Source organism: Streptococcus pneumoniae, assembly GCF_001457635.1.
In the GTDB taxonomy this organism is placed as follows: Bacteria; Bacillota; Bacilli; order Lactobacillales; family Streptococcaceae; genus Streptococcus; species Streptococcus pneumoniae.
Genome location: NZ_LN831051.1, coordinates 154,660 through 175,721, shown reverse-complemented (window position 1 = coordinate 175,721; position 21,062 = coordinate 154,660). Strand labels below are relative to the sequence as shown.

The window sequence follows — 21,062 nt, the reverse complement described above, 5'->3', positions numbered from 1 at the left end:
AGGAGATCGTTATGTCGATTAATGTATTTCAAGCGATTTTAATTGGATTATGGACAGCTTTCTGTTTTAGTGGAATGCTGTTAGGAATTTACACCAATAGATGTATTGTTCTGTCATTTGGTGTCGGAATTATTCTAGGTGATCTGCCTACTGCTCTTGCAATGGGAGCTATTGGTGAATTGGCTTATATGGGATTCGGTGTTGGTGCTGGAGGTACTGTTCCACCAAACCCAATCGGACCTGGTATCTTTGGTACCTTGATGGCTATCACTAGTGCTGGTAAAGTCAGTCCAGAAGCGGCTCTTGCCCTCTCTACTCCGATTGCTGTGGCGATTCAATTCTTACAAACTTTCGCCTACACTGTACGTGCTGGTGCGCCTGAAACGGCGATGAAGCACTTGAAAAACCATAATTTGAAGAAATTCAAGTTCACTCTAAATGCAACAATTTGGTTGTTTGCCTTTATTGGATTTACCTTGGGTTGCTTGGGTGCCCTTTCAATGGATACCTTGTTGAAACTCGTAGACTACATTCCACCGGTATTGCTTACAGGTTTGACAGTTGCTGGTAAAATGCTCCCAGCTATCGGTTTTGCGATGATCTTGTCAGTGATGGCTAAGAAAGAGTTGATTCCCTTTGTCTTGTTGGGATATGTTTGTGCAGCTTATCTAAACATCCCAACAATTGGTATTGCAATTGTAGGTACTATCTTTGCTTTGATTGAATTTTATAACAAGCCAAAAACAGCGGATCATGTGGTAGAGGAGGAAGCACACGATGACTGGATCTAACAAATTAACAAAACGTGATTATCTTAAAACGTCTTTGCGGGCATTCTTTTTACAAAATGGATTTAACTATAGTAACTATCAAGGGTTGGGATATGTCAATGTAATGTATCCTGTTTTGAAAAAACACTATGGAGAGGATCAGGAAGGTTTCTACCAAGCCTTGGAAGAAAACTGTGAATTCTATAATACCAATCCACACTTCCTGCCTTTTATTACCAGCTTGCACCTTGTAATGTTGGAAAATGGCCGACCAACAAAAGAAACACGTAGCATCAAGATGGCCTTGATGGGACCATTAGCAGGTATTGGGGATTCTCTCTCTCAATTCTGTTTAGCTCCATTGTTCTCAACCATCGCAGCTTCGTTTGCTCAAGAAGGCTTGGTTGTCGGTCCAATCTTGTTCTTCCTTGCGATGAATACGATTTTAACAGCGATTAAATTGTCAACTGGTCTGTATGGATACAAACTAGGAACGACTGTGATTGATAAACTAAGCGAGCAGATGGCAACGATTTCTCGTATTGCCAATATTATTGGTGTAACCGTAATTGCTGGTTTGGCAGCGACATCTGTTAAGATTATGGTACCGATCACCTTTGCTGCAGGGGAAGTTAAAGCAGACGCTAAACAAAGTATCGTAAGTATTCAGGGAATGCTTGATAAGGTTGCTCCAGCTCTTCTACCAGCCCTATTTACACTTTTAGTTTACTACTTGATCAAAGAAAAGAAATGGACAACATATAAACTCGTTATTTTAACAGTTATCATCGGAATTATCGGAAGCTGGCTTAAGATTATAGCTTAATGGATACAACATTGTTTTATGGAATAGTGATTGTCTTGGCAGTGAGTCCCCTTTTACTGTCAAGCTTTCATTCTATTCGTCAGCAAAAGTTGCTTCGCAAACAGATGGAGCAACGACAAGAGTATTTAGCTTCTTTAACATCTGGTGATGAAGTGTTGTTATTGTCTGGAATTCATGGAAAAATCATTTCTATCAAAGATGACTTGGTCTCCTTGCAGATTGCAAAAGGTGTGGTCATCTATGTAGAAAAGGAAAGTGTAATGGGAAAGACAAAAGAACTGCTTTTTAAGTAGTTCTTTTTCTGGTAATAGATAATGAAAGAAGAAAGAAGACAATTTTTTGAAAGAGTCGATGGAAACCAATGTCGTGATTATATCTTGTCGCACTGTTCAAAAGACTATGAGAAAGTCAAGAGTTCCCTTGAACGCTTGATGGACAATCGTTTTATGTTTGATAGTCCTTGGGATATGGAGCCTTGTTCAAAAATCCATCAAATCCAGCCGATGGTATGGGATCAAGTATTTGAAGATGATCCAGAATGGGCTTATATGCTCAATCGACAAGAATATCTCTTGCAGTTTATGATAGGGTATCTGGTAGAAGGAGATAAGAGCTATATTCAAAAGTGCAAGTTCTTTCTATTTGATTGGATTGAGCAGGTGAGAGAATTTTCTCCTCAATCCTTGATGACTAGAACCTTGGATACGGGTATTCGTTCCTTTACTTGGTTGAAACTACTCTTGCTCCTCTTGAAATTTGACTTGCTAGAGGAGAAAGAACTAGAGAAAATTTTGGTCAGTCTAGAAAAGCAGATTGACTTTATGAAAAGCTACTATCGCGCCAAGTACACCCTTAGTAACTGGGGGATTTTACAAACAATTCCGATGCTTGCTATCTATCATTTCTTTGCAGATAAGATGGACCTAGAAGAAGCTTACCATTTTGCTTCAGAGGAGTTGAAACAGCAAATTGAGACACAGATTTTAGGAGATGGAAGCCAGTTTGAACAGTCGATTCTCTATCATGTAGAGGTTTATAAAGCCTTGCTGGATTTGTGTCTCTTGCTTCCAGACTTGCAAGATAGTTACCAAGAGTTGCTGGAAAAGATGGCGACCTATATTCAAATGATGACAGGCTTAGATGGACGAACTTTGGCTTTTGGTGATAGCGATTCTACAGAAACGACAGAAATGTTGAGCCTGTCTGCTGTGGTTTTGAACAAGGAAGACCTTCTTAACGGTCTGGATGTTAAAGTCGATTTGCTTAGCCTCTTGTTCCTGGGGCGAGAAAAGGTCAAGCGACTGCAGGAATTTGAAAGGAGAGCTTGGCAGCCTAAGTCCATGATCTTTGAAGACTCTGGACATGTCTGCATTAAGGATGAACATCGTTATCTATTTTTCAAAAATGGTCCGCTAGGAAGTGCCCATAGCCATAGTGACGAGAATAGTTTTTGCTTACAGTATCAAGACCAACCTATTTTCATAGATGCTGGGCGTTATTCTTATCGGGAGATATATGAACGTTATCTCTTAAAGAGTGCTTGGAGTCATTCGACCTGCATTGTAGATGGGAAAGCTCCGGAAAGAATCACAGGATCCTGGGAATATGAATACTATCCTCACTCCCTGTTTTGTCACCATAAAGAAAGGGAGGGAGTGCATTATATTGAGGGGGCTTATTGGTCAGCAGAACCTGATTTGCCTTATCTTCACAAGAGAAAAATCCTCATGTTGGTAGAGGATGTCTGGCTCTTGGTAGATGACATCAGGTGTCAAGGTCAGCATGAGGCGTTGACTCAGTTTATCCTTGACAAGGATGTGACCTATCAAGATGGGAAAATCAATCAGTTGAGACTATGGAGTGAAGTTGATTTTGATTTGGAAGATACCATCATTTCTCCTAAATACAATGAGCTTGAAAGAAGTAGCAAACTCACCAAGCGCCAATTCTTTGAGAATCAGATGCTGGATTATACCATCATTGCGCATGAGAGTTTTGAAATCATCCGTCATTCTGTCTACCAGACAGATGATCGTGAAGTGGAAAATGCTCTGGCTTTTGAAGTGAAAAATGACGAAACAGACAAGCTGATTCTGTTATTAAGCGAGGATATTGGTGTAGGTGAAAAATTGTGCCTCGTTGACGGAACAAAAATGCGTGGAAAATGTCTAGTATATGATAAAATAAATGAGAGAATGATTCGCTTGCAGTGCTAGAAATAGGCATTTTGAATAGTGAATATGTTATAATAAGTATTAGTAGGAGGTGTTTTAGATTGGAGAAGAAACTGACCATAAAAGACATTGCGGAAATGGCTCAGACCTCGAAAACAACCGTGTCATTTTACCTAAACGGGAAATATGAAAAAATGTCCCAAGAGACACGTGAAAAGATTGAAAAAGTTATTCATGAAACAAATTACAAACCGAGCATTGTTGCGCGTAGCTTAAACTCCAAACGAACAAAATTAATCGGTGTTTTGATCGGTGATATTACCAACAGTTTCTCAAACCAAATTGTTAAGGGGATTGAGGATATCGCCAGCCAGAATGGCTACCAGGTAATGATAGGAAATAGTAATTACAGCCAAGAGAGTGAGGACCGGTATATTGAAAGCATGCTTCTCTTGGGAGTAGACGGCTTTATTATTCAGCCGACCTCTAATTTCCGAAAATATTCTCGTATCATCGATGAGAAAAAGAAGAAAATGGTCTTTTTTGATAGTCAGCTCTATGAACACCGGACTAGCTGGGTTAAAACCAATAACTATGATGCCGTTTATGACATGACCCAGTCCTGTATCGAAAAAGGTTATGAGCATTTTCTCTTGATTACAGCGGATACGAGTCGTTTGAGTACTCGGATTGAGCGGGCAAGTGGTTTTGTGGATGCTTTAACAGATGCTAATATGCGTCACGCCAGTCTAACCATTGAAGATAAGCATACGAATTTGGAAGAAATTAAGGAATTTTTACAAAAAGAAATCGATCCCGATGAAAAAACTCTGGTATTTATCCCTAACTGTTGGGCCCTACCTCTAGTCTTTACCGTTATCAAAGAGTTGAATTATAACTTGCCACAAGTTGGGTTGATTGGTTTTGACAATACGGAGTGGACTTGCTTTTCTTCTCCAAGTGTTTCGACGCTGGTTCAGCCCTCCTTTGAGGAAGGACAACAGGCTACAAAGATTTTGATTGACCAGATTGAAGGCCGCAATCAAGAAGAAAGGCAACAAGTCTTGGATTGTAGTGTGAATTGGAAAGAGTCGACTTTCTAAAATGAAGGAAAATGACTTGCAATCTCTGTTAAGAAATAAAATAATCCCACCTAGAACAAGCTAGGTGGGATTATTTGCCTATGAAATGAGAAATTATGGGAGCAAGCTCCTAAATCAACTGTTTTTGATCTACTTCTTTAACTACTTGATAAAAGTTATAGAAGTAGGCCAAACTTGAAATGATGGTTACGACTAGGAATATTGAAAATTTCCATTGGACAGGGTTGGTTAAAAGTTGTGGAAAGGATATGAGGAGAAAGAAGAGGGCTGCGTTGAGGACAGGTATCCGTTTTGACTGTATTTTCTCAAGTCCTTTATTGAGCGCAGGAAGAAAGAGGAGTAGGAGTAGTAAAACTGTATGAGAAACAGCTCCTGAAATAAGGGCGAAGAAAAGGAAAATACTGATAAAAACATGAATGATCAGTAGTCTAGCTAGTGATTTCATAAGGCACCTCCTAATCCTGGTCTTTTTTAGCTCTTGCAATACGAAGTGAGTCGACAATATGTATCATCACTCCGAAAAAGAAAGCTCCCAGTATAGTTTTAAAAATATGTTTTGTATTTAGAAGAGAACTGATAAAATTTGGATTTTCACTTGTTAGGGTATCAATGAGTGGAATTATAAAAAATATCACTGTTCCATAAATCGAACCTGCTTTCAGACCAGGATAACGTAACTGTTTCTTTTCTTTTTTCATGAGTTTCCTCCTAATCCTCATCTTGATTTTTCTTAGTTTTTGCAATGCGACGGGAGATGAGGAACTGTATGCTCGCTCCGAAGAAAATAGAACCGAGAATACTTGATACACCATTTCTTATAGTGAGAAGAGAATGAAAATAGTCCTGACCTTCATCTATGAGTATACTGAGAAGAGGAGTTATAAAAAACATCCATAGACCAAAGAACAAACCTGCTTTCAGACCTGGGTAGTGTAGTTGCTTGCTTTCTTTCTCATTCAGCATATCTGGTTCAATGACTGTGATGCCTGTTTTTTTCATTTGGTAGGTGACATAGCCAGAAGCGATGAGGGCAATCACTAAAATCAGAGGAGGATAGATTAGAGCCACTTCTTGAGGGTATTTATAGGCCAGAAGGAGTGGAATAAGATTTCCGAAAATCATCAGATAAAAGAGGACGATAAAGACTTGGTTCCCAATACTATCGGCCTCACGCCGTTTGTATTCGTCAAGGGGACCAGAAATACCGTATGTGCGTTTGATCAGTTTTTCAGTGAAGGTTTCTTTTTTCATGAGTTTGCTCCTTTTTTAAAAATCTTCCTTCCAAAAGAGACTGTTGAGGTCAGTTTGGAGGCTGCGGGCGAGATTGAGACAGAGTTCCAGAGTTGGATTGTACTTGTCGTTTTCAATCATATTGATAGTCTGTCTCGAGACACCGATATCCTTGGCGAGCTCGAGCTGGGAAATGCCCAGTTCCTTGCGAAATTCTTTCACACGATTCATCTGGTCTCCTTTCTGATTTATGTCGTATATATTTGACTTTATTATAGTCTTTTAAACATAAAGTGTCAAGTATTTTTGACATATTTTTTGAAGAAATAGTAGTCTCCTTGTCCTATTTGTCTGACAAGTGCAAGCTGGTCGGATTTGTGGTAAAATAGATAAGATATGACAAAAGAATTTCATCATGTAACGGTCTTACTCCACGAAACGATTGATATGCTTGACGTAAAACCTGACGGTATCTACGTTGATGCGACTTTGGGTGGAGCAGGCCATAGCGAGTATTTATTAAGTAAATTAAGTGAAAAAGGCCATCTCTATGCCTTTGACCAGGATCAGAATGCCATTGACAATGCGCAAAAACGCTTGGCACCTTACATTGAGAAGGGAATGGTGACCTTTATCAAGGACAACTTCCGTCATTTACAGGCACGTTTGCGCGAAGCTGGTGTTCAGGAAATTGATGGAATTTGTTATGACTTGGGAGTGTCTAGTCCTCAATTAGACCAGCGTGAGCGTGGTTTTTCTTATAAAAAGGATGCGCCACTGGACATGCGGATGAATCAGGATGCTAGCCTGACAGCCTATGAAGTGGTGAACAATTATGACTATCATGACTTGGTTCGTATTTTCTTCAAGTATGGAGAGGACAAATTCTCTAAACAGATTGCGCGTAAGATTGAGCAAGCGCGTGAAGTGAAGCCGATTGAGACAACGACTGAGTTAGCAGAGATTATCAAGTTGGTCAAACCTGCCAAGGAACTCAAGAAGAAGGGGCATCCTGCTAAGCAGATTTTCCAGGCTATTCGAATTGAAGTCAATGATGAACTGGGGGCGGCAGATGAGTCCATCCAGCAGGCTATGGATATGTTGGCTCTGGATGGTAGAATTTCAGTGATTACCTTTCATTCCTTAGAAGACCGCTTGACCAAGCAATTGTTCAAGGAAGCTTCAACAGTTGAAGTTCCAAAAGGCTTGCCTTTCATCCCAGATGATCTCAAGCCCAAGATGGAATTGGTGTCCCGTAAGCCAATCTTGCCAAGTGCGGAAGAGTTAGAAGCCAATAACCGCTCGCACTCAGCCAAGTTGCGCGTGGCCAGAAAAATTCACAAGTAAGAGGGAAAAAGATGGCAGAAAAAATGGAAAAAACAGGTCAAATACTACAGATGCAACTTAAACGGTTTTCGCGTGTGGAAAAAGCTTTTTACTTTTCCATTGCTGTAACCACTCTTATTGTAGCGATTAGTATTATTTTTATGCAGACCAAGCTCTTGCAAGTGCAGAATGATTTGACAAAAATCAATGCGCAGATAGAGGAAAAGAAGACCGAATTGGACGATGCCAAGCAAGAGGTCAATGAACTATTACGTGCAGAACGTTTGAAAGAAATTGCCAATTCACACGATTTGCAATTAAACAATGAAAATATTAGAATAGCGGAGTAAGATATGAAGTGGACAAAAAGAGTAATCCGTTATGCGACCAAAAATCGGAAATCGCCGGCTGAAAACAGACGCAGAGTTGGAAAAAGTCTGAGTTTATTATCTGTCTTTGTTTTTGCCATTTTTTTAGTCAATTTTGCGGTCATTATTGGGACAGGCACTCGCTTTGGAACAGATTTAGCGAAGGAAGCTAAGAAGGTTCATCAAACCACCCGTACAGTTCCTGCCAAACGTGGGACTATTTATGACCGAAATGGAGTCCCGATTGCTGAGGATGCAACCTCCTATAATGTCTATGCGGTCATTGATGAGAACTATAAGTCAGCAACGGGTAAGATTCTTTACGTAGAAAAAACACAATTTAACAAGGTTGCAGAGGTCTTTCATAAGTATCTGGACATGGAAGAATCCTATGTAAGAGAGCAACTCTCGCAACCTAATCTCAAGCAAGTTTCCTTTGGAGCAAAGGGAAATGGGATTACCTATGCCAATATGATGTCTATCAAAAAAGAATTGGAAGCTGCAGAGGTCAAGGGGATTGATTTTACAACCAGTCCCAATCGTAGTTACCCAAACGGACAATTTGCTTCTAGTTTTATCGGTCTAGCTCAGCTCCATGAAAATGAAGATGGAAGCAAGAGCTTGCTGGGAACCTCTGGAATGGAGAGTTCCTTGAACAGTATTCTTGCAGGGACAGACGGCATTATTACCTATGAAAAGGATCGTCTGGGTAATATTGTACCCGGAACAGAACAAGTTTCCCAACGAACGATGGACGGTAAGGATGTTTATACAACCATTTCCAGCCCCCTCCAGTCCTTTATGGAAACCCAGATGGATGCTTTTCAAGAGAAGGTAAAAGGAAAGTACATGACAGCGACTTTGGTCAGTGCTAAAACAGGGGAAATTCTGGCAACAACGCAACGACCGACCTTTGATGCAGATACAAAAGAAGGCATTACAGAGGACTTTGTTTGGCGTGATATCCTTTACCAAAGTAACTATGAGCCAGGTTCCACTATGAAAGTGATGATGTTGGCTGCTGCTATTGATAATAATACCTTTCCAGGAGGAGAAGTCTTTAATAGTAGTGAGTTAAAAATTGCAGATGCCACGATTCGAGATTGGGACGTTAATGAAGGATTGACTGGTGGCAGAATGATGACTTTTTCTCAAGGTTTTGCACACTCAAGTAACGTTGGGATGACTCTCCTTGAGCAAAAGATGGGAGATGCTACCTGGCTTGATTATCTTAATCGTTTTAAATTTGGAGTTCCGACCCGTTTCGGTTTGACGGATGAGTATGCTGGTCAGCTTCCTGCGGATAATATTGTCAACATTGCGCAAAGCTCATTTGGACAAGGGATTTCAGTGACCCAGACACAAATGATTCGTGCCTTTACAGCTATTGCTAATGACGGTGTCATGCTGGAGCCTAAATTTATTAGTGCCATTTATGATCCAAATGATCAAACTGCTCGGAAATCTCAAAAAGAAATTGTGGGAAATCCTGTTTCTAAAGATGCAGCTAGTCTAACTCGGACTAACATGGTTTTGGTAGGGACGGATCCGGTTTATGGAACCATGTATAACCACAGCACAGGCAAGCCAACTGTAACTGTTCCTGGGCAAAATGTAGCCCTCAAGTCTGGTACGGCTCAGATTGCTGACGAGAAAAATGGTGGTTATCTAGTCGGGGTAACCGACTATATTTTCTCGGCTGTATCGATGAGTCCGGCTGAAAATCCTGATTTTATCTTGTATGTGACGGTCCAACAACCTGAACATTATTCAGGTATTCAGTTGGGAGAATTTGCCAATCCTATCTTGGAGCGGGCTTCAGCTATGAAAGACTCTCTCAATCTTCAAACAACAGCTAAAGCTTTGGAGCAAGTAAGTCAACAAAGTCCTTATCCTATGCCTAGTGTCAAGGATATTTCACCTGGTGATTTAGCAGAAGAATTGCGTCGCAATCTTGTACAACCCATCGTTGTGGGAACAGGAACGAAGATTAAAAACAGTTCTGCTGAAGAAGGGAAGAATCTTGCCCCGAACCAGCAAGTCCTTATCTTATCTGATAAAGCAGAGGAAGTTCCAGATATGTATGGTTGGACAAAGGAGACTGCTGAGACCTTTGCTAAGTGGCTCAATATAGAACTTGAATTTCAAGGTTCGGGCTCTACTGTGCAGAAGCAAGATGTTCGTGCTAACACAGCTATCAAGGACATTAAAAAAATTACATTAACTTTAGGAGACTAATATGTTTATTTCCATCAGTGCTGGAATTGTGACATTTTTACTAACTTTAGTAGGAATTCCGGCCTTTATCCAATTTTATAGAAAGGCGCAAATTACAGGCCAGCAGATGCATGAAGATGTCAAACAGCATCAGGCAAAAGCTGGGACTCCTACAATGGGAGGTTTGGTTTTCTTGATTACTTCTGTTTTGGTTGCTTTCTTTTTCGCCCTATTTAGTAGCCAATTCAGCAATAATGTGGGAATGATTTTGTTCATATTAGTCTTGTATGGCTTGGTCGGATTTTTAGATGACTTTCTCAAGGTCTTTCGTAAAATCAATGAGGGGCTTAATCCTAAGCAAAAATTAGCTCTTCAGCTTCTAGGTGGAATTATCTTCTATCTTTTCTATGAGCGTGGGGGCGATATCCTGTCTGTCTTTGGTTATCCAGTTCATTTGGGATTTTTCTATATTTTCTTCGCTCTTTTCTGGCTAGTCGGTTTTTCAAACGCAGTAAACTTGACAGACGGTGTTGACGGTTTAGCTAGTATTTCCGTTGTGATTAGTTTGTCTGCCTATGGAGTTATTGCCTATGTGCAAGGTCAGATGGATATTCTTCTAGTGATTCTTGCCATGATTGGTGGTTTGCTCGGTTTCTTCATCTTTAACCATAAGCCTGCCAAGGTCTTTATGGGTGATGTGGGAAGTTTGGCCCTAGGTGGGATGCTGGCAGCTATCTCTATGGCTCTCCACCAAGAATGGACTCTCTTGATTATCGGAATTGTATATGTTTTTGAAACAACTTCTGTTATGATGCAAGTCAGTTATTTCAAACTGACAGGTGGTAAACGTATTTTCCGTATGACGCCTGTACATCACCATTTTGAGCTTGGGGGATTGTCTGGTAAAGGAAATCCTTGGAGCGAGTGGAAGGTTGACTTCTTCTTTTGGGGAGTGGGACTTCTAGCAAGTCTCCTGACCCTAGCAATTTTGTATTTAATGTAAGAATGGCATCCTGATGTTTCAGGGTGTTTTTGTATTTAAATACACAATGAAAATCAAAGAACAAACTAGAAAGCTAACTTTAGGCTGCTCAAAATATAGTAGATTGAAACTAGAATAGTACACATCTACTTCTAAAATATTGTTAGAAATCGATTTGACTGTCCTGATCGATTTGTCCTGTTCTTATTTCATTTTAATATATAGTTTTGAGATGGTTGATAGAACTGACGAAGTCAGCTCAAAACATGGTTTTGAGGTTGTAGATAAGGAGAAGCTGATGTGGTTTGAAGAGGTTTTCGAAGAGTGTAAAAAAATATTGGTCAGTTAAAGCCAAAACTCTTGACCTTTTCTGACCAATGTAGTATATTATGAACGTAAGGTAAATGAAAGCCTTACTAGAACACTTATTTAAAGTAAAATAGAAAGAGGTGGGTCTATGTTTCATCTAGAAATCTTCAGAAGTAAAGATGGTCTACTCCTGCTTGAAAAAGAAAAACCAGAAATAGTACGTAGGGTAGCGGTTTAACTAGTCTAAATTTTTTAAAACAATGGTCAAAGATAGTCAATATCAGTAATCATAACTAAGTAAACAAAAAGAGGTAAAGAATATGAATAACAACTTTAATAATTTTAATAACATGGATGATTTATTTAACCAATTGATGGGTGGTATGCGAGGATATAGTTCTGAAAATCGCCGTTACTTAATTAATGGACGCGAAGTCACATCTGAGGAATTTGCTCACTATCGTGCGACTGGTCAATTACCAGGAAATGCAGAAACTGATGTGCAAATGCCACAACAGGCATCAGGTATGAAACAAGACGGTGTCCTTGCAAAACTAGGTCGAAACTTGACAGCAGAAGCGCGTGAGGGCAAGTTGGATCCTGTTATCGGACGAAACAAGGAAATTCAAGAAACATCTGAAATCCTCTCACGCCGCACCAAGAACAATCCTGTTTTGGTCGGAGATGCAGGTGTTGGTAAGACAGCAGTTGTCGAAGGTCTAGCGCAAGCCATTGTGAACGGAGATGTTCCTGCTGCTATCAAGAACAAGGAAATTATTTCTATTGATATCTCAGGTCTTGAGGCTGGTACTCAATACCGTGGTAGCTTTGAAGAAAATGTCCAAAACTTAGTCAATGAAGTGAAAGAAGCAGGGAATATTATCCTCTTCTTTGATGAAATTCACCAAATTCTTGGTGCTGGTAGCACTGGTGGAGACAGTGGTTCTAAAGGACTTGCGGATATTCTCAAGCCAGCTCTCTCTCGTGGAGAATTGACAGTGATTGGGGCAACAACTCAAGACGAATACCGTAACACCATCTTGAAGAATGCTGCTCTTGCTCGTCGTTTCAACGAAGTGAAGGTCAATGCTCCTTCAGCAGAGAATACTTTTAAAATTCTTCAAGGCATTCGTGACCTCTATCAACAACATCACAATGTCATCTTGCCAGACGAAGTCTTGAAAGCAGCGGTGGATTATTCTGTTCAATACATTCCTCAACGTAGCTTGCCAGATAAGGCTATTGACCTTGTCGATGTAACAGCTGCTCACTTGGCGGCTCAACATCCAGTAACAGATGTGCATGCTGTTGAACGAGAAATCGAAACGGAAAAAGACAAGCAAGAAAAAGCAGTTGAAGCAGAAGATTTTGAAGCAGCTCTAAACTATAAAACACGCATTGCAGAATTGGAAAAGAAAATCGAAAACCACACAGAAGATATGAAAGTGACTGCAAGTGTCAACGATGTGGCTGAATCTGTGGAACGAATGACAGGTATCCCAGTATCGCAAATGGGAGCTTCAGATATCGAACGTTTGAAAGATATGGCTCATCGCTTGCAAGACAAGGTGATTGGTCAAGATAAGGCCGTAGAAGCTGTAGCTCGTGCTATCCGTCGTAACCGTGCTGGTTTTGATGAAGGAAATCGCCCAATCGGCAGCTTCCTCTTTGTAGGGTCTACTGGGGTTGGTAAGACGGAGCTTGCTAAGCAATTGGCACTCGATATGTTTGGAACCCAGGATGCGATTATCCGTTTGGATATGTCTGAATACAGTGACCGCACAGCTGTTTCTAAGCTAATTGGTACAACAGCAGGCTATGTGGGTTATGATGACAATAGCAATACCTTAACAGAACGTGTTCGTCGCAATCCATACTCTATCATTCTCTTGGATGAAATTGAAAAGGCTGTTCCTCAAGTTATTACCCTTCTCCTCCAAGTTCTAGATGATGGTCGTTTGACAGATGGTCAAGGAAATACAGTAAACTTCAAGAACACTGTCATTATTGCGACCTCAAATGCTGGATTTGGCTATGAAGCCAACTTGACAGAAGATGCGGATAAACCAGAATTGATGGACCGTTTGAAACCCTTCTTCCGTCCAGAATTCCTCAACCGCTTTAATGCAGTCATCGAGTTCTCACAATTGACTAAGGAAGACCTTTCTAAGATTGTAGATTTGATGTTGGCTGAAGTTAACCAAACCTTGGCTAAGAAAGACATTGACTTGGTAGTCAGTCAAGCGGCTAAAGATTATATCACAGAAGAAGGTTACGACGAAGTCATGGGGGTTCGTCCTCTCCGTCGCGTGGTTGAACAAGAAATTCGTGATAAGGTGACAGACTTCCACTTGGATCATTTAGATGCTAAACATCTGGAAGCAGATATGAAAGATGGCGTTTTGGTTATTCGTGAGAAAGCCTAAGACAGAATTTTGAGGATAAAAAAGAAGGAGCCAGCTGAAAAAACTGGTTCCTTTTGAGGTACGACGGGCATGTCGTATAGTAGGTTGAAACTAGAATAGTACACATCTACTTCTAAAACATTGTTAGAAATCGATTTGACTGTCCTGAACGATTTGTCCTGTTCTTATTTCATTTTACTATATATCTGAATATCTGAGGTGTAAGTCCTCGGTGGGCACCCACTACCGGTGAACCCAATAGCGATTCCCAAGCCTGACTATCGTGAGGTAGTGGATTAAAACGGTCTGGGGATAGACCGTTTTAAGTCTGACGCTGGAAATAAGAATCGTCAGAGGAAGGGATAGCGAAATCGTGGCTTTACGAACAGGAACGTGATAGTAAGGCGTATATAGCGGATAAGGGGGTCTCAAACTCTAAAGTTCAAAAAGGTAGTCGTAACCTATATGCGTAAATCACGAGAGCAACTGAATTTATTCATTCGAGGATGGATAAACTATTTCTCATTGGGAAATATGAAAAGTATAGTCGCCAGCATAGATGAGCGCTTGCGTACTCGCCTACGAGTGATTATCTGGAAGCAATGGAAGAAGAAATCGAGACGATTATGGGGATTGCTTAAGTTAGGAGTTCCTAAATGGATAGCAGATAAGGTATCTGGCTGGGGCGACCATTATCAATTAGTAGCTCAGAAGTCGGTACTTAAACGTGCTATATCAAAACCAGTCCTTGAAAAACGTGGACTGGTTTCGTGTTTGGATTATTACCTTGAACGACATGCGTTAAAAGTTAGTTGAACCGCCGTATGCCGAACGGCACGTACGGTGGTGTGAGAGGGGCTAGAGATTATCCCCTACTCGATTTTAAATCACATGACGTTCAAAGGCATCATCTGAAATCCCTTGTTCCAAGATGAGTTTTGCCCATTCTTTAGCAGAGAAGAGGCTGTGGTCCTTGTAGTTTCCGCAAGATTCGATGGTTGTCCCTGGGACATCTTCCCAAGTAGTAGTTTCAGCGATTTCCTTGAGCGAATCCTTGATAACAGCTGCGATTTTAGCACTGGTGTGACGTCCCCACATAATCATGTGGAAGCCTGTGCGGCAACCAAATGGTGAACAGTCAATCATGCCGTCAATGCGGGTACGGATGAGTTTGGCTAAGAGGTGCTCGATAGTGTGAAGGCCGGCAGTAGGGATAGAGTCTTCGTTTGGTTGCACCAAGCGAATATCATAATTGGAGATGATGTCTCCTTTTGGTCCTGTTTCTTCCCCAATCAAGCGAACATAGGGTGCTTTGACAATGGTGTGGTCAAGTTCAAAACTTTCGACAATAACTTCTTTTGACATGGTAAATCCTTTCAGTTTTCTTCTCTCATTATATCATAAAGGTTGCTCCTGAGACAGAGAGAAAACCTCTCCGAGGCTGGAGAGGTTGAAATCTTTACTTACGATATAAGCGGTCGTATTGGTAGTATGGGTCAAAGGTTACGTTGATACCCAGTTTACGAAGGACATTCTTGTCTTCATCAGTCAAGATGATGGTTGAGTGGGCTTCGCTTCCTTTGAGGTTGCCGAGTTCTTCCATAGCGCGGGCAGCATCAGGATTTTCTGTAGCTGTGATAGCAAGTGCAATCAGGATTTCATTTGAATGAAGGCGTGGATTGCAGCTACCGAGATGATCGATTTTAAGACCTTGGATTGGCTTAACAACTTCAGGCTCGATTAGTTTTACTTCTTTAGCGATGTCAGCTGATTTTTTGATGGCGTTGATCAAGGCAGCGGCTGTAGGCCCAAAGAGTTCTGAGTTCTTACCAGTGACGATTTCCCCATTTGGCAATTCAAAGGCTAGGGCTGGTCCACCAGTTTCTTCTGCTTTTTGGCGCGCAACGACAGCAACCTTACGGTCTGCAGGTGAGATACCGAGGTCGTTCATGAGCAACTCAATTTTCTTGACGGCAGCTTCGCCAACTTTTTCAGCTTTGAAGTCAAGAACTGTTTGATAGTAACGGCGGATGATTTCTTGTTTAGAAGCTTCGACAGCAGCCTCGTCATCTGTAATAGCGAAACCAACCATGTTGACACCCATATCTGTCGGTGAAGCGTATGGTGATTTTCCGAGAATACGTTCCAACATGCGCTTGAGCACTGGGAAGATTTCGATATCACGGTTGTAGTTGACAGTGGTTTCTCCATAGGTTTGAAGATGGAAGGGGTCAATCATGTTGACATCATCAAGGTCAGCTGTGGCAGCTTCATAAGCCAAGTTAACTGGATGATGAAGGGGAAGATTCCAAACAGGGAAGGTTTCAAATTTAGCGTAGCCAGACTTGATGCCATTGATTTGGTCGTGGTACATATTGGACATACACGTTGCCAATTTTCCAGAACCGGGTCCAGGAGCGGTTACGACAATCAAGTTGCGACTGGTTTTGATGTAGTCGTTTTTGCCCATGCCTTCTGGGGAAATGATGTGATCCATATCCGTCGGATATCCTTTGATTGGATAATGAAGATAAGAATCAATTCCGTTTTTCTCAAGTTGGTTGAGGAAGGCATCTGCAGCGGGTTGGCCAGCGTATTGTGTAATGACAACGGAACCAACAAAAATCCCTAATTCATTGAATTTGTCAATCAAACGAAGAACTTCTTGGTCATAAGAAATGCCCAAGTCGCCACGTGCTTTGGAATGTTCAATGTTGCTAGCATTAATGGCAATCACAACCTCAACCTGCTCTTTCAATTCTTGCAAGAGCTTGATTTTGTTGTCAGGTTCATAACCAGGAAGGACACGAGCAGCGTGGAAATCTTCTAACATTTTACCGCCAAACTCTAAGTAGAGCTTGCCGTCAAATTGGTTAATGCGCTCCAAAATATGGTCGCGTTGTAAATTCAAATACTGTTCAGAACTAAAAGCTTGTTTTTTCATTTTTTTACCTCTGGACTCTATTATAATAAAAAATTGGAAGTTAGGAAACTACGGAGCTAAAAAAGAAATTAAAAAGATTAAGCAAACGCTTGCACAAAATTTTAAAAAGTGCTATCATAGACTATAGATTATGAAAATAATGAGGTAAACAGATGCAAGAAAAATGGTGGCATAATGCCGTAGTCTATCAAGTCTATCCAAAGAGTTTTATGGATAGTAATGGAGATGGAATTGGCGATTTGCCAGGAATTACCAGTAAGTTGGACTATCTAGCCAAGCTAGGAATCACAGCAATTTGGCTTTCTCCCGTTTATGACAGCCCTATGGATGATAATGGCTACGATATTGCTGATTATCAAGCGATTGCGGCTATTTTTGGAACCATGGAGGACATGGATCAGCTGATTGCAGAAGCTAAGAAGCGTGATATCCGTATCATCATGGACTTGGTGGTCAATCATACCTCGGATGAGCATGCCTGGTTTGTAGAGGCCTGTGAAAATCCTAATAGCCCTGAGCGAGACTACTATATCTGGCGGGATGAGCCTAACGATTTAGATTCTATCTTTAGTGGGTCTGCTTGGGAATACGATGAAAAGTCAGGTCAATACTATCTCCACTTTTTCAGCAAGAAACAGCCGGATCTCAACTGGGAAAATGAAAAACTTCGCCAGAAAATTTATGAGATGATGAACTTCTGGATTGATAAGGGTATTGGTGGTTTCCGTATGGATGTTATTGACATGATTGGCAAAATTCCTGACGAGAAGGTAGTCAATAATGGTCCTATGCTCCATCCCTATCTCAAGGAAATGAATCAGGCGACCTTTGGAGATAAGGATCTCTTGACAGTAGGGGAGACTTGGGGAGCAACGCCAGAGATTGCCAAGCTCTACTCTGATCCAAAGGGGCAAGAATTGTCTATGGTCTTCCAGTTTGAACATATCGGTCTTCAGTATCAGGAAGGTCAGCCTAAATGGCACTATCAAAAAGAGCTGAATATCGCTAAGTTAAAAGAAATCTTCAACAAATGGCAGACAGAGTTAGGAGTTGAGGACGGCTGGAATTCCCTCTTCTGGAACAACCATGACCTCCCTCGTATTGTCTCAATCTGGGGAAATGACCAAGAATACCGCGAAAAATCTGCCAAAGCCTTTGCAATCTTGCTTCATCTTATGAGAGGAACTCCTTATATCTACCAAGGTGAGGAGATTGGGATGACCAACTATCCGTTTGAAACACTGGATCAAGTAGAAGATATTGAATCTCTCAACTATGCGCGTGAGGCTCTTGAAAAAGGTGTTCCGATTGAAGAAATCATGGACAGTATCCGTGTTATTGGACGTGACAATGCCCGTACCCCTATGCAATGGGACGAGAGCAAAAACGCTGGTTTCTCAACAGGTCAACCTTGGTTGGCGGTTAATCCAAATTACGAGATGATCAATGTCCAAGAAGCGCTGGCAAATCCAGATTCTATTTTCTATACCTATCAGAAACTGGTCCAAATTCGCAAGGAGAATAGCTGGCTAGTTCGAGCTGACTTTGAATTGCTTGATACGGCTGATAAGGTCTTTGCTTATATACGTAAGGATGGCGACCGTCGCTTCCTAGTTGTGGCTAACTTGTCCAATGAAGAGCAAGACTTGACAGTAGAAGGAAAAGTCAAATCTGTCTTGATTGAAAACACCCTAGCTCAAGAAGTCTTTGAAAAACAAATCTTAGTTCCATGGGATGCTTTCTGTGTGGAATTACTATAAATATTTTTTGCAGAAAAATTTAAAATTGAAATCATATAAAAACAAGGGAGGACTGTATAAAAAGCAGAAATCCTTTGTTTTTTATAACCAAGGTTTATAAACTTTCATTCTCGAAATTCAATTAACTTTACAAATTCCCACTATTAAGGAGAAAGAAGATGAACATAAAGAAGCGTGTCCTTAGTGCAGGCCTGACTTTTGCATCTGTTTTGCTTTTAGCTGCTTGCGGCCAATCAGGTTCAGATACAAAAACTTACTCATCAACCTTTAGTGGAAATCCAACTACATTTAACTATCTATTAGACTATTACACTGATAATATAGTCAATTGAAACAAGAACAAGACAAAAGAGCCTCATAAAAGGTATTGCAACTTGGTAATACCTTTTTGAGGTGCTTTTTGATATGAGCCCATGTTTTCTCAATAGGATTGTACTCAGGTGAGTAGGGAGGAAGAGGTAAAAGCTTAGGCTCTTTGTCAACTGTAGTGGGTTGAAGTCAGCTAAGCTCGAGAAAGGACAAATTTCGTCCTTTCTTTTTTGATGTTCAGAGCGATGAAAATCCGTTTTTTGAAGTTTTCAAAGTTTCGAAAACCAAAGGCATTGCGCTTGATAAGTTTGATGAGATTATTGGTCGCTTCCAGTTTGGCGTTAGAATAGTGTAGTTGAAGGGCGTTGACAATCTTTTCTTTATCTTTGAGGAAGGTTTTAAAGACAGTCTGAAAAATAGGATGAACCTGCTTAAGATTGTCCTCAATAAGTCCGAAAAATTTCTCTGGTTCCTTATTCTGGAAATGAAAAAGCAAGAGCTGATAGAGTTGATAGTGGTGTTTCAAGTCTTCCGAATAACTCAAAAGCTTGTTTAAAATCTCTTTATTGGTTCAATGCATACGAAAAGTAGGACGATAAAAATGTTTATCACTCAGTTTACGACTATCCTATTGAATGAGTTTCCAGTAGCGCTTGATAGCCTTGTATTCATGGGATTTTCGATGAAACTGATTTATGATTTGAACACGCACACGACTCATAGCACGGCTAAGATGTTGTACAATGTGAAAGCGATCCAACACGATTTTAGCATTCGGGAGTGAAACAGTCTGGGAGACTGTTTCAGCCTGAGCCTAGAAATTTGAAAGCGAAACTGTTTAGCCAAGTCATAGTAAGGGCTAAACATATCCATAGTAATGATTTTGACGCGACATCGGACAACTCTATCGTAGCGAAGAAAGTGATTTCGAATGATAGCTTGTGTTCTACCCTCAAGAACAGTGATGATATTGAGATTGTTAAAATCTTGCGCAATGAAGCTCATCTTTCCCTTTGTAAAAGCATACTCATCCCAAGACATAATCTCAGGAAGACAAGAAAAATCATGTTTAAAGTGAAAATCATTGAGCTTACGAATAACAGTTGAAGTTGAGATGGAAAGCTGATGGGCAATATCAGTCATAGAAATCTTTTCAATTAACTTTTGAGCAATCTTTTGGTTGATGATACGAGGGATTTGGTGATTCTTCTTGACGATAGAAGTTTCAGCGACCATCATTTTTGAACAGTGATAGCACTTGAATCGACGCTTTCTAAGGAGAATTCTAGTAGGCATACCAGTCGTTTCAAGATAAGGGATCTTAGACGGTTTTTGAAAGTCATATTTCTTCATTAGACTTCCACAATCAGGGCAAGATGGAGCCTCATAATCCAGCTTAGCGATAATTTCTTTGTGGGTATCCATATTGATGATATCTAGAATCTTGATGTTTGGGTCTTTAATATCGAGCAGTTTTGTGATAAAATGTAATTGTTCCATATGAATCTTTCTAATGAGTTGTTTGGTCGCTTTTCATTATAGGTCATATGGGACTTTTTTTCTACAACAAAATAGGCTCCATAATATCTATAAGGGATTTACCCACTACAAATATTATAGAGCCAAAGTTTATACCCAAACTCCTCGCATAAAAGTTCTAACTTACCCATTCTATGGAATCTTGCATTATCCATAATAATAACCGATGGTGTGGTTAATGTTGGTAAGAGAAACTTCTGAAACCAAGCTTCAAAAAAGTCGCTCGTCATCGTCTCTTCGTAAGTCATTGGAGCGATTAACTCACCATTCATTTGTTAGACCTGCAACCAAAGAAATTCTCTGATATCTTCTTCCAGATACTTTGCCTCTTCTTAACTGACCTTTTAATGAGCGACCATATTCTCGATAAAAATAAGTATCGAATCCTGTTTCGTCAATCTAAACAGGTGCTAGGTGCTTTAAACTATTAAAATTCTTAAGAAATAAGGCTACTTTTTCTGGGTCTTGTTCATAGTAGGTGTGGTTCTTTTTTCGAGTGTAGCCCATAGCTTTGAGCGCATAGTGGATGGTAGTTGGATGACAGCCAAAGTCAGAAGCTATTTCAGTCAAATAAGCGTCTGGATTGTCAGTAAGATAGTTTTTAAGTCTATCTCTATCAACTTTTCTTGGTTTTGTTCCTTTTACTTGGTGGTTTAGCTCTCCTGTTTTCTCTTTTAGCTTTAACCAGCCATAAATGGTATTACGTGAGATTTGGAAAACGTGTGATGCTTCTGTTATACTACCTGTTCGCTCACAATAAGAGAGAACTTTTTTACGAAAATCTATTGAATATGCCATAA

18 protein-coding genes and 4 pseudogenes are annotated in these 21,062 nt (G+C 40.4%); 13 read left to right on the top strand and 9 right to left on the bottom strand.

Annotated features, from left to right (window positions below; genetic code table 11):
* Positions 1-11: 11 nt before the first annotated feature.
* The 5 genes from AT689_RS00865 to AT689_RS00845 are packed head-to-tail and all read left to right on the top strand — an operon-like array spanning position 12 to position 4,873.
* Positions 12-791 (top strand): PTS mannose/fructose/sorbose/N-acetylgalactosamine transporter subunit IIC, encoded by a 780-nt coding sequence (locus AT689_RS00865; protein ID WP_000026610.1) that lies wholly within the window; start codon positions 12-14, stop codon positions 789-791.
* On the top strand, positions 778-1,596 hold the full coding sequence (locus AT689_RS00860; protein ID WP_000148027.1) for a PTS system mannose/fructose/sorbose family transporter subunit IID: 819 nt from the start codon (positions 778-780) through the stop codon (positions 1,594-1,596). The genes AT689_RS00865 and AT689_RS00860 overlap by 14 nt, the downstream gene beginning before the upstream one ends.
* Entirely contained in the window at positions 1,596-1,889 is a 294-nt protein-coding gene (locus tag AT689_RS00855; protein WP_000381737.1) for a preprotein translocase subunit YajC, read from the top strand. The genes AT689_RS00860 and AT689_RS00855 overlap by 1 nt, the downstream gene beginning before the upstream one ends.
* Before the next feature lie 21 nt (positions 1,890-1,910).
* Entirely contained in the window at positions 1,911-3,812 is a 1,902-nt protein-coding gene (locus tag AT689_RS00850) for an alginate lyase family protein (RefSeq protein ID WP_000657081.1), read from the top strand.
* A 59-nt stretch (positions 3,813-3,871) separates the two neighbouring features.
* Complete coding sequence (locus AT689_RS00845; RefSeq protein ID WP_000412452.1) at positions 3,872-4,873, top strand: LacI family DNA-binding transcriptional regulator; 1,002 nt, start codon at positions 3,872-3,874, stop codon at positions 4,871-4,873.
* Between the two features lie 109 nt (positions 4,874-4,982).
* Here AT689_RS00845 and AT689_RS00840 read toward each other — a convergent pair whose 3' ends face one another.
* Genes AT689_RS00840 through AT689_RS00825 form a run of 4 tightly spaced genes read right to left on the bottom strand, consistent with a single transcriptional unit; the run spans position 4,983 to position 6,334 of the window.
* Positions 4,983-5,318 (bottom strand): hypothetical protein, encoded by a 336-nt coding sequence (locus AT689_RS00840; protein WP_000838117.1) that lies wholly within the window; start codon positions 5,316-5,318, stop codon positions 4,983-4,985.
* A 10-nt stretch (positions 5,319-5,328) separates the two neighbouring features.
* Positions 5,329-5,571, bottom strand: coding sequence for a hypothetical protein (locus AT689_RS00835; RefSeq protein WP_000711739.1), 243 nt, complete (start codon positions 5,569-5,571; stop codon positions 5,329-5,331).
* A gap of 10 nt (positions 5,572-5,581) precedes the next feature.
* On the bottom strand, positions 5,582-6,124 hold the full coding sequence (locus AT689_RS00830) for a DUF3278 domain-containing protein (protein WP_000712382.1): 543 nt from the start codon (positions 6,122-6,124) through the stop codon (positions 5,582-5,584).
* A 15-nt stretch (positions 6,125-6,139) separates the two neighbouring features.
* Positions 6,140-6,334 carry a helix-turn-helix transcriptional regulator gene (locus AT689_RS00825; protein WP_001082474.1) on the bottom strand — a complete coding sequence of 65 codons (195 nt, stop codon included), beginning with the start codon at positions 6,332-6,334 and terminating at the stop codon, positions 6,140-6,142.
* Between the two features lie 165 nt (positions 6,335-6,499).
* Here AT689_RS00825 and rsmH point away from each other — a divergent pair, with 165 nt between their 5' ends.
* The 6 genes and pseudogenes from rsmH to AT689_RS00795 all read left to right on the top strand — a co-directional run.
* Complete coding sequence (rsmH, locus tag AT689_RS00820; RefSeq protein ID WP_000159408.1) at positions 6,500-7,450, top strand: 16S rRNA (cytosine(1402)-N(4))-methyltransferase RsmH; 951 nt, start codon at positions 6,500-6,502, stop codon at positions 7,448-7,450.
* 11 nt (positions 7,451-7,461) lie between these two features.
* The gene (gene ftsL / locus AT689_RS00815) at positions 7,462-7,779 is read left to right on the top strand and encodes a cell division protein FtsL (RefSeq protein ID WP_000818547.1); all 318 of its coding nucleotides are present in this window, start codon (positions 7,462-7,464) and stop codon (positions 7,777-7,779) included.
* A gap of 3 nt (positions 7,780-7,782) precedes the next feature.
* Complete coding sequence (gene pbp2X / locus AT689_RS00810) at positions 7,783-10,035, top strand: penicillin-binding protein PBP2X (RefSeq protein WP_000872269.1); 2,253 nt, start codon at positions 7,783-7,785, stop codon at positions 10,033-10,035.
* Position 10,036: 1 nt separating this feature from the next.
* A complete protein-coding gene (gene mraY, locus AT689_RS00805; protein WP_000470829.1) occupies positions 10,037-11,017 on the top strand; it encodes a phospho-N-acetylmuramoyl-pentapeptide-transferase in 981 nt (326 codons plus the stop codon).
* A 608-nt stretch (positions 11,018-11,625) separates the two neighbouring features.
* Positions 11,626-13,731, top strand: a complete 2,106-nt coding sequence (locus AT689_RS00800; protein WP_001063454.1) for an AAA family ATPase — start codon at positions 11,626-11,628, stop codon at positions 13,729-13,731.
* A 459-nt stretch (positions 13,732-14,190) separates the two neighbouring features.
* Positions 14,191-14,526, top strand: a pseudogene (locus AT689_RS00795) (group II intron maturase-specific domain-containing protein); the annotation flags it as partial.
* A gap of 66 nt (positions 14,527-14,592) precedes the next feature.
* Here AT689_RS00795 and AT689_RS00790 read toward each other — a convergent pair.
* Both AT689_RS00790 and AT689_RS00785 read right to left on the bottom strand, forming a co-directional pair.
* A complete protein-coding gene (locus tag AT689_RS00790) occupies positions 14,593-15,075 on the bottom strand; it encodes an S-ribosylhomocysteine lyase (RefSeq protein WP_000032550.1) in 483 nt (160 codons plus the stop codon).
* 94 nt (positions 15,076-15,169) lie between these two features.
* A complete protein-coding gene (locus AT689_RS00785) occupies positions 15,170-16,654 on the bottom strand; it encodes a DUF1846 domain-containing protein (RefSeq protein WP_000743576.1) in 1,485 nt (494 codons plus the stop codon).
* Between the two features lie 152 nt (positions 16,655-16,806).
* Between AT689_RS00785 and AT689_RS00780 the strand changes: the two genes are divergently transcribed.
* Positions 16,807-18,414: a glycoside hydrolase family 13 protein gene (locus AT689_RS00780; RefSeq protein WP_001156799.1), complete on the top strand. Its 1,608-nt coding sequence runs from the start codon at positions 16,807-16,809 to the stop codon at positions 18,412-18,414.
* A gap of 158 nt (positions 18,415-18,572) precedes the next feature.
* The gene (locus AT689_RS00775; protein WP_001022232.1) at positions 18,573-18,746 is read left to right on the top strand and encodes a hypothetical protein; all 174 of its coding nucleotides are present in this window, start codon (positions 18,573-18,575) and stop codon (positions 18,744-18,746) included.
* Here the strand turns inward: AT689_RS00775 and AT689_RS11265 are convergent.
* The 3 pseudogenes from AT689_RS11265 to AT689_RS12310 form a co-directional block, all read right to left on the bottom strand.
* A pseudogene (locus AT689_RS11265) lies at positions 18,739-18,882 on the bottom strand (transposase); the annotation flags it as partial. The gene AT689_RS00775 and the pseudogene AT689_RS11265 overlap by 8 nt on opposite strands.
* A 34-nt stretch (positions 18,883-18,916) precedes the next feature.
* A pseudogene (locus AT689_RS11260) lies at positions 18,917-20,223 on the bottom strand (transposase).
* A gap of 125 nt (positions 20,224-20,348) precedes the next feature.
* Positions 20,349-21,060: pseudogene (locus AT689_RS12310) on the bottom strand (IS630 transposase-related protein); the annotation flags it as partial.
* Positions 21,061-21,062 lie beyond the last annotated feature (2 nt).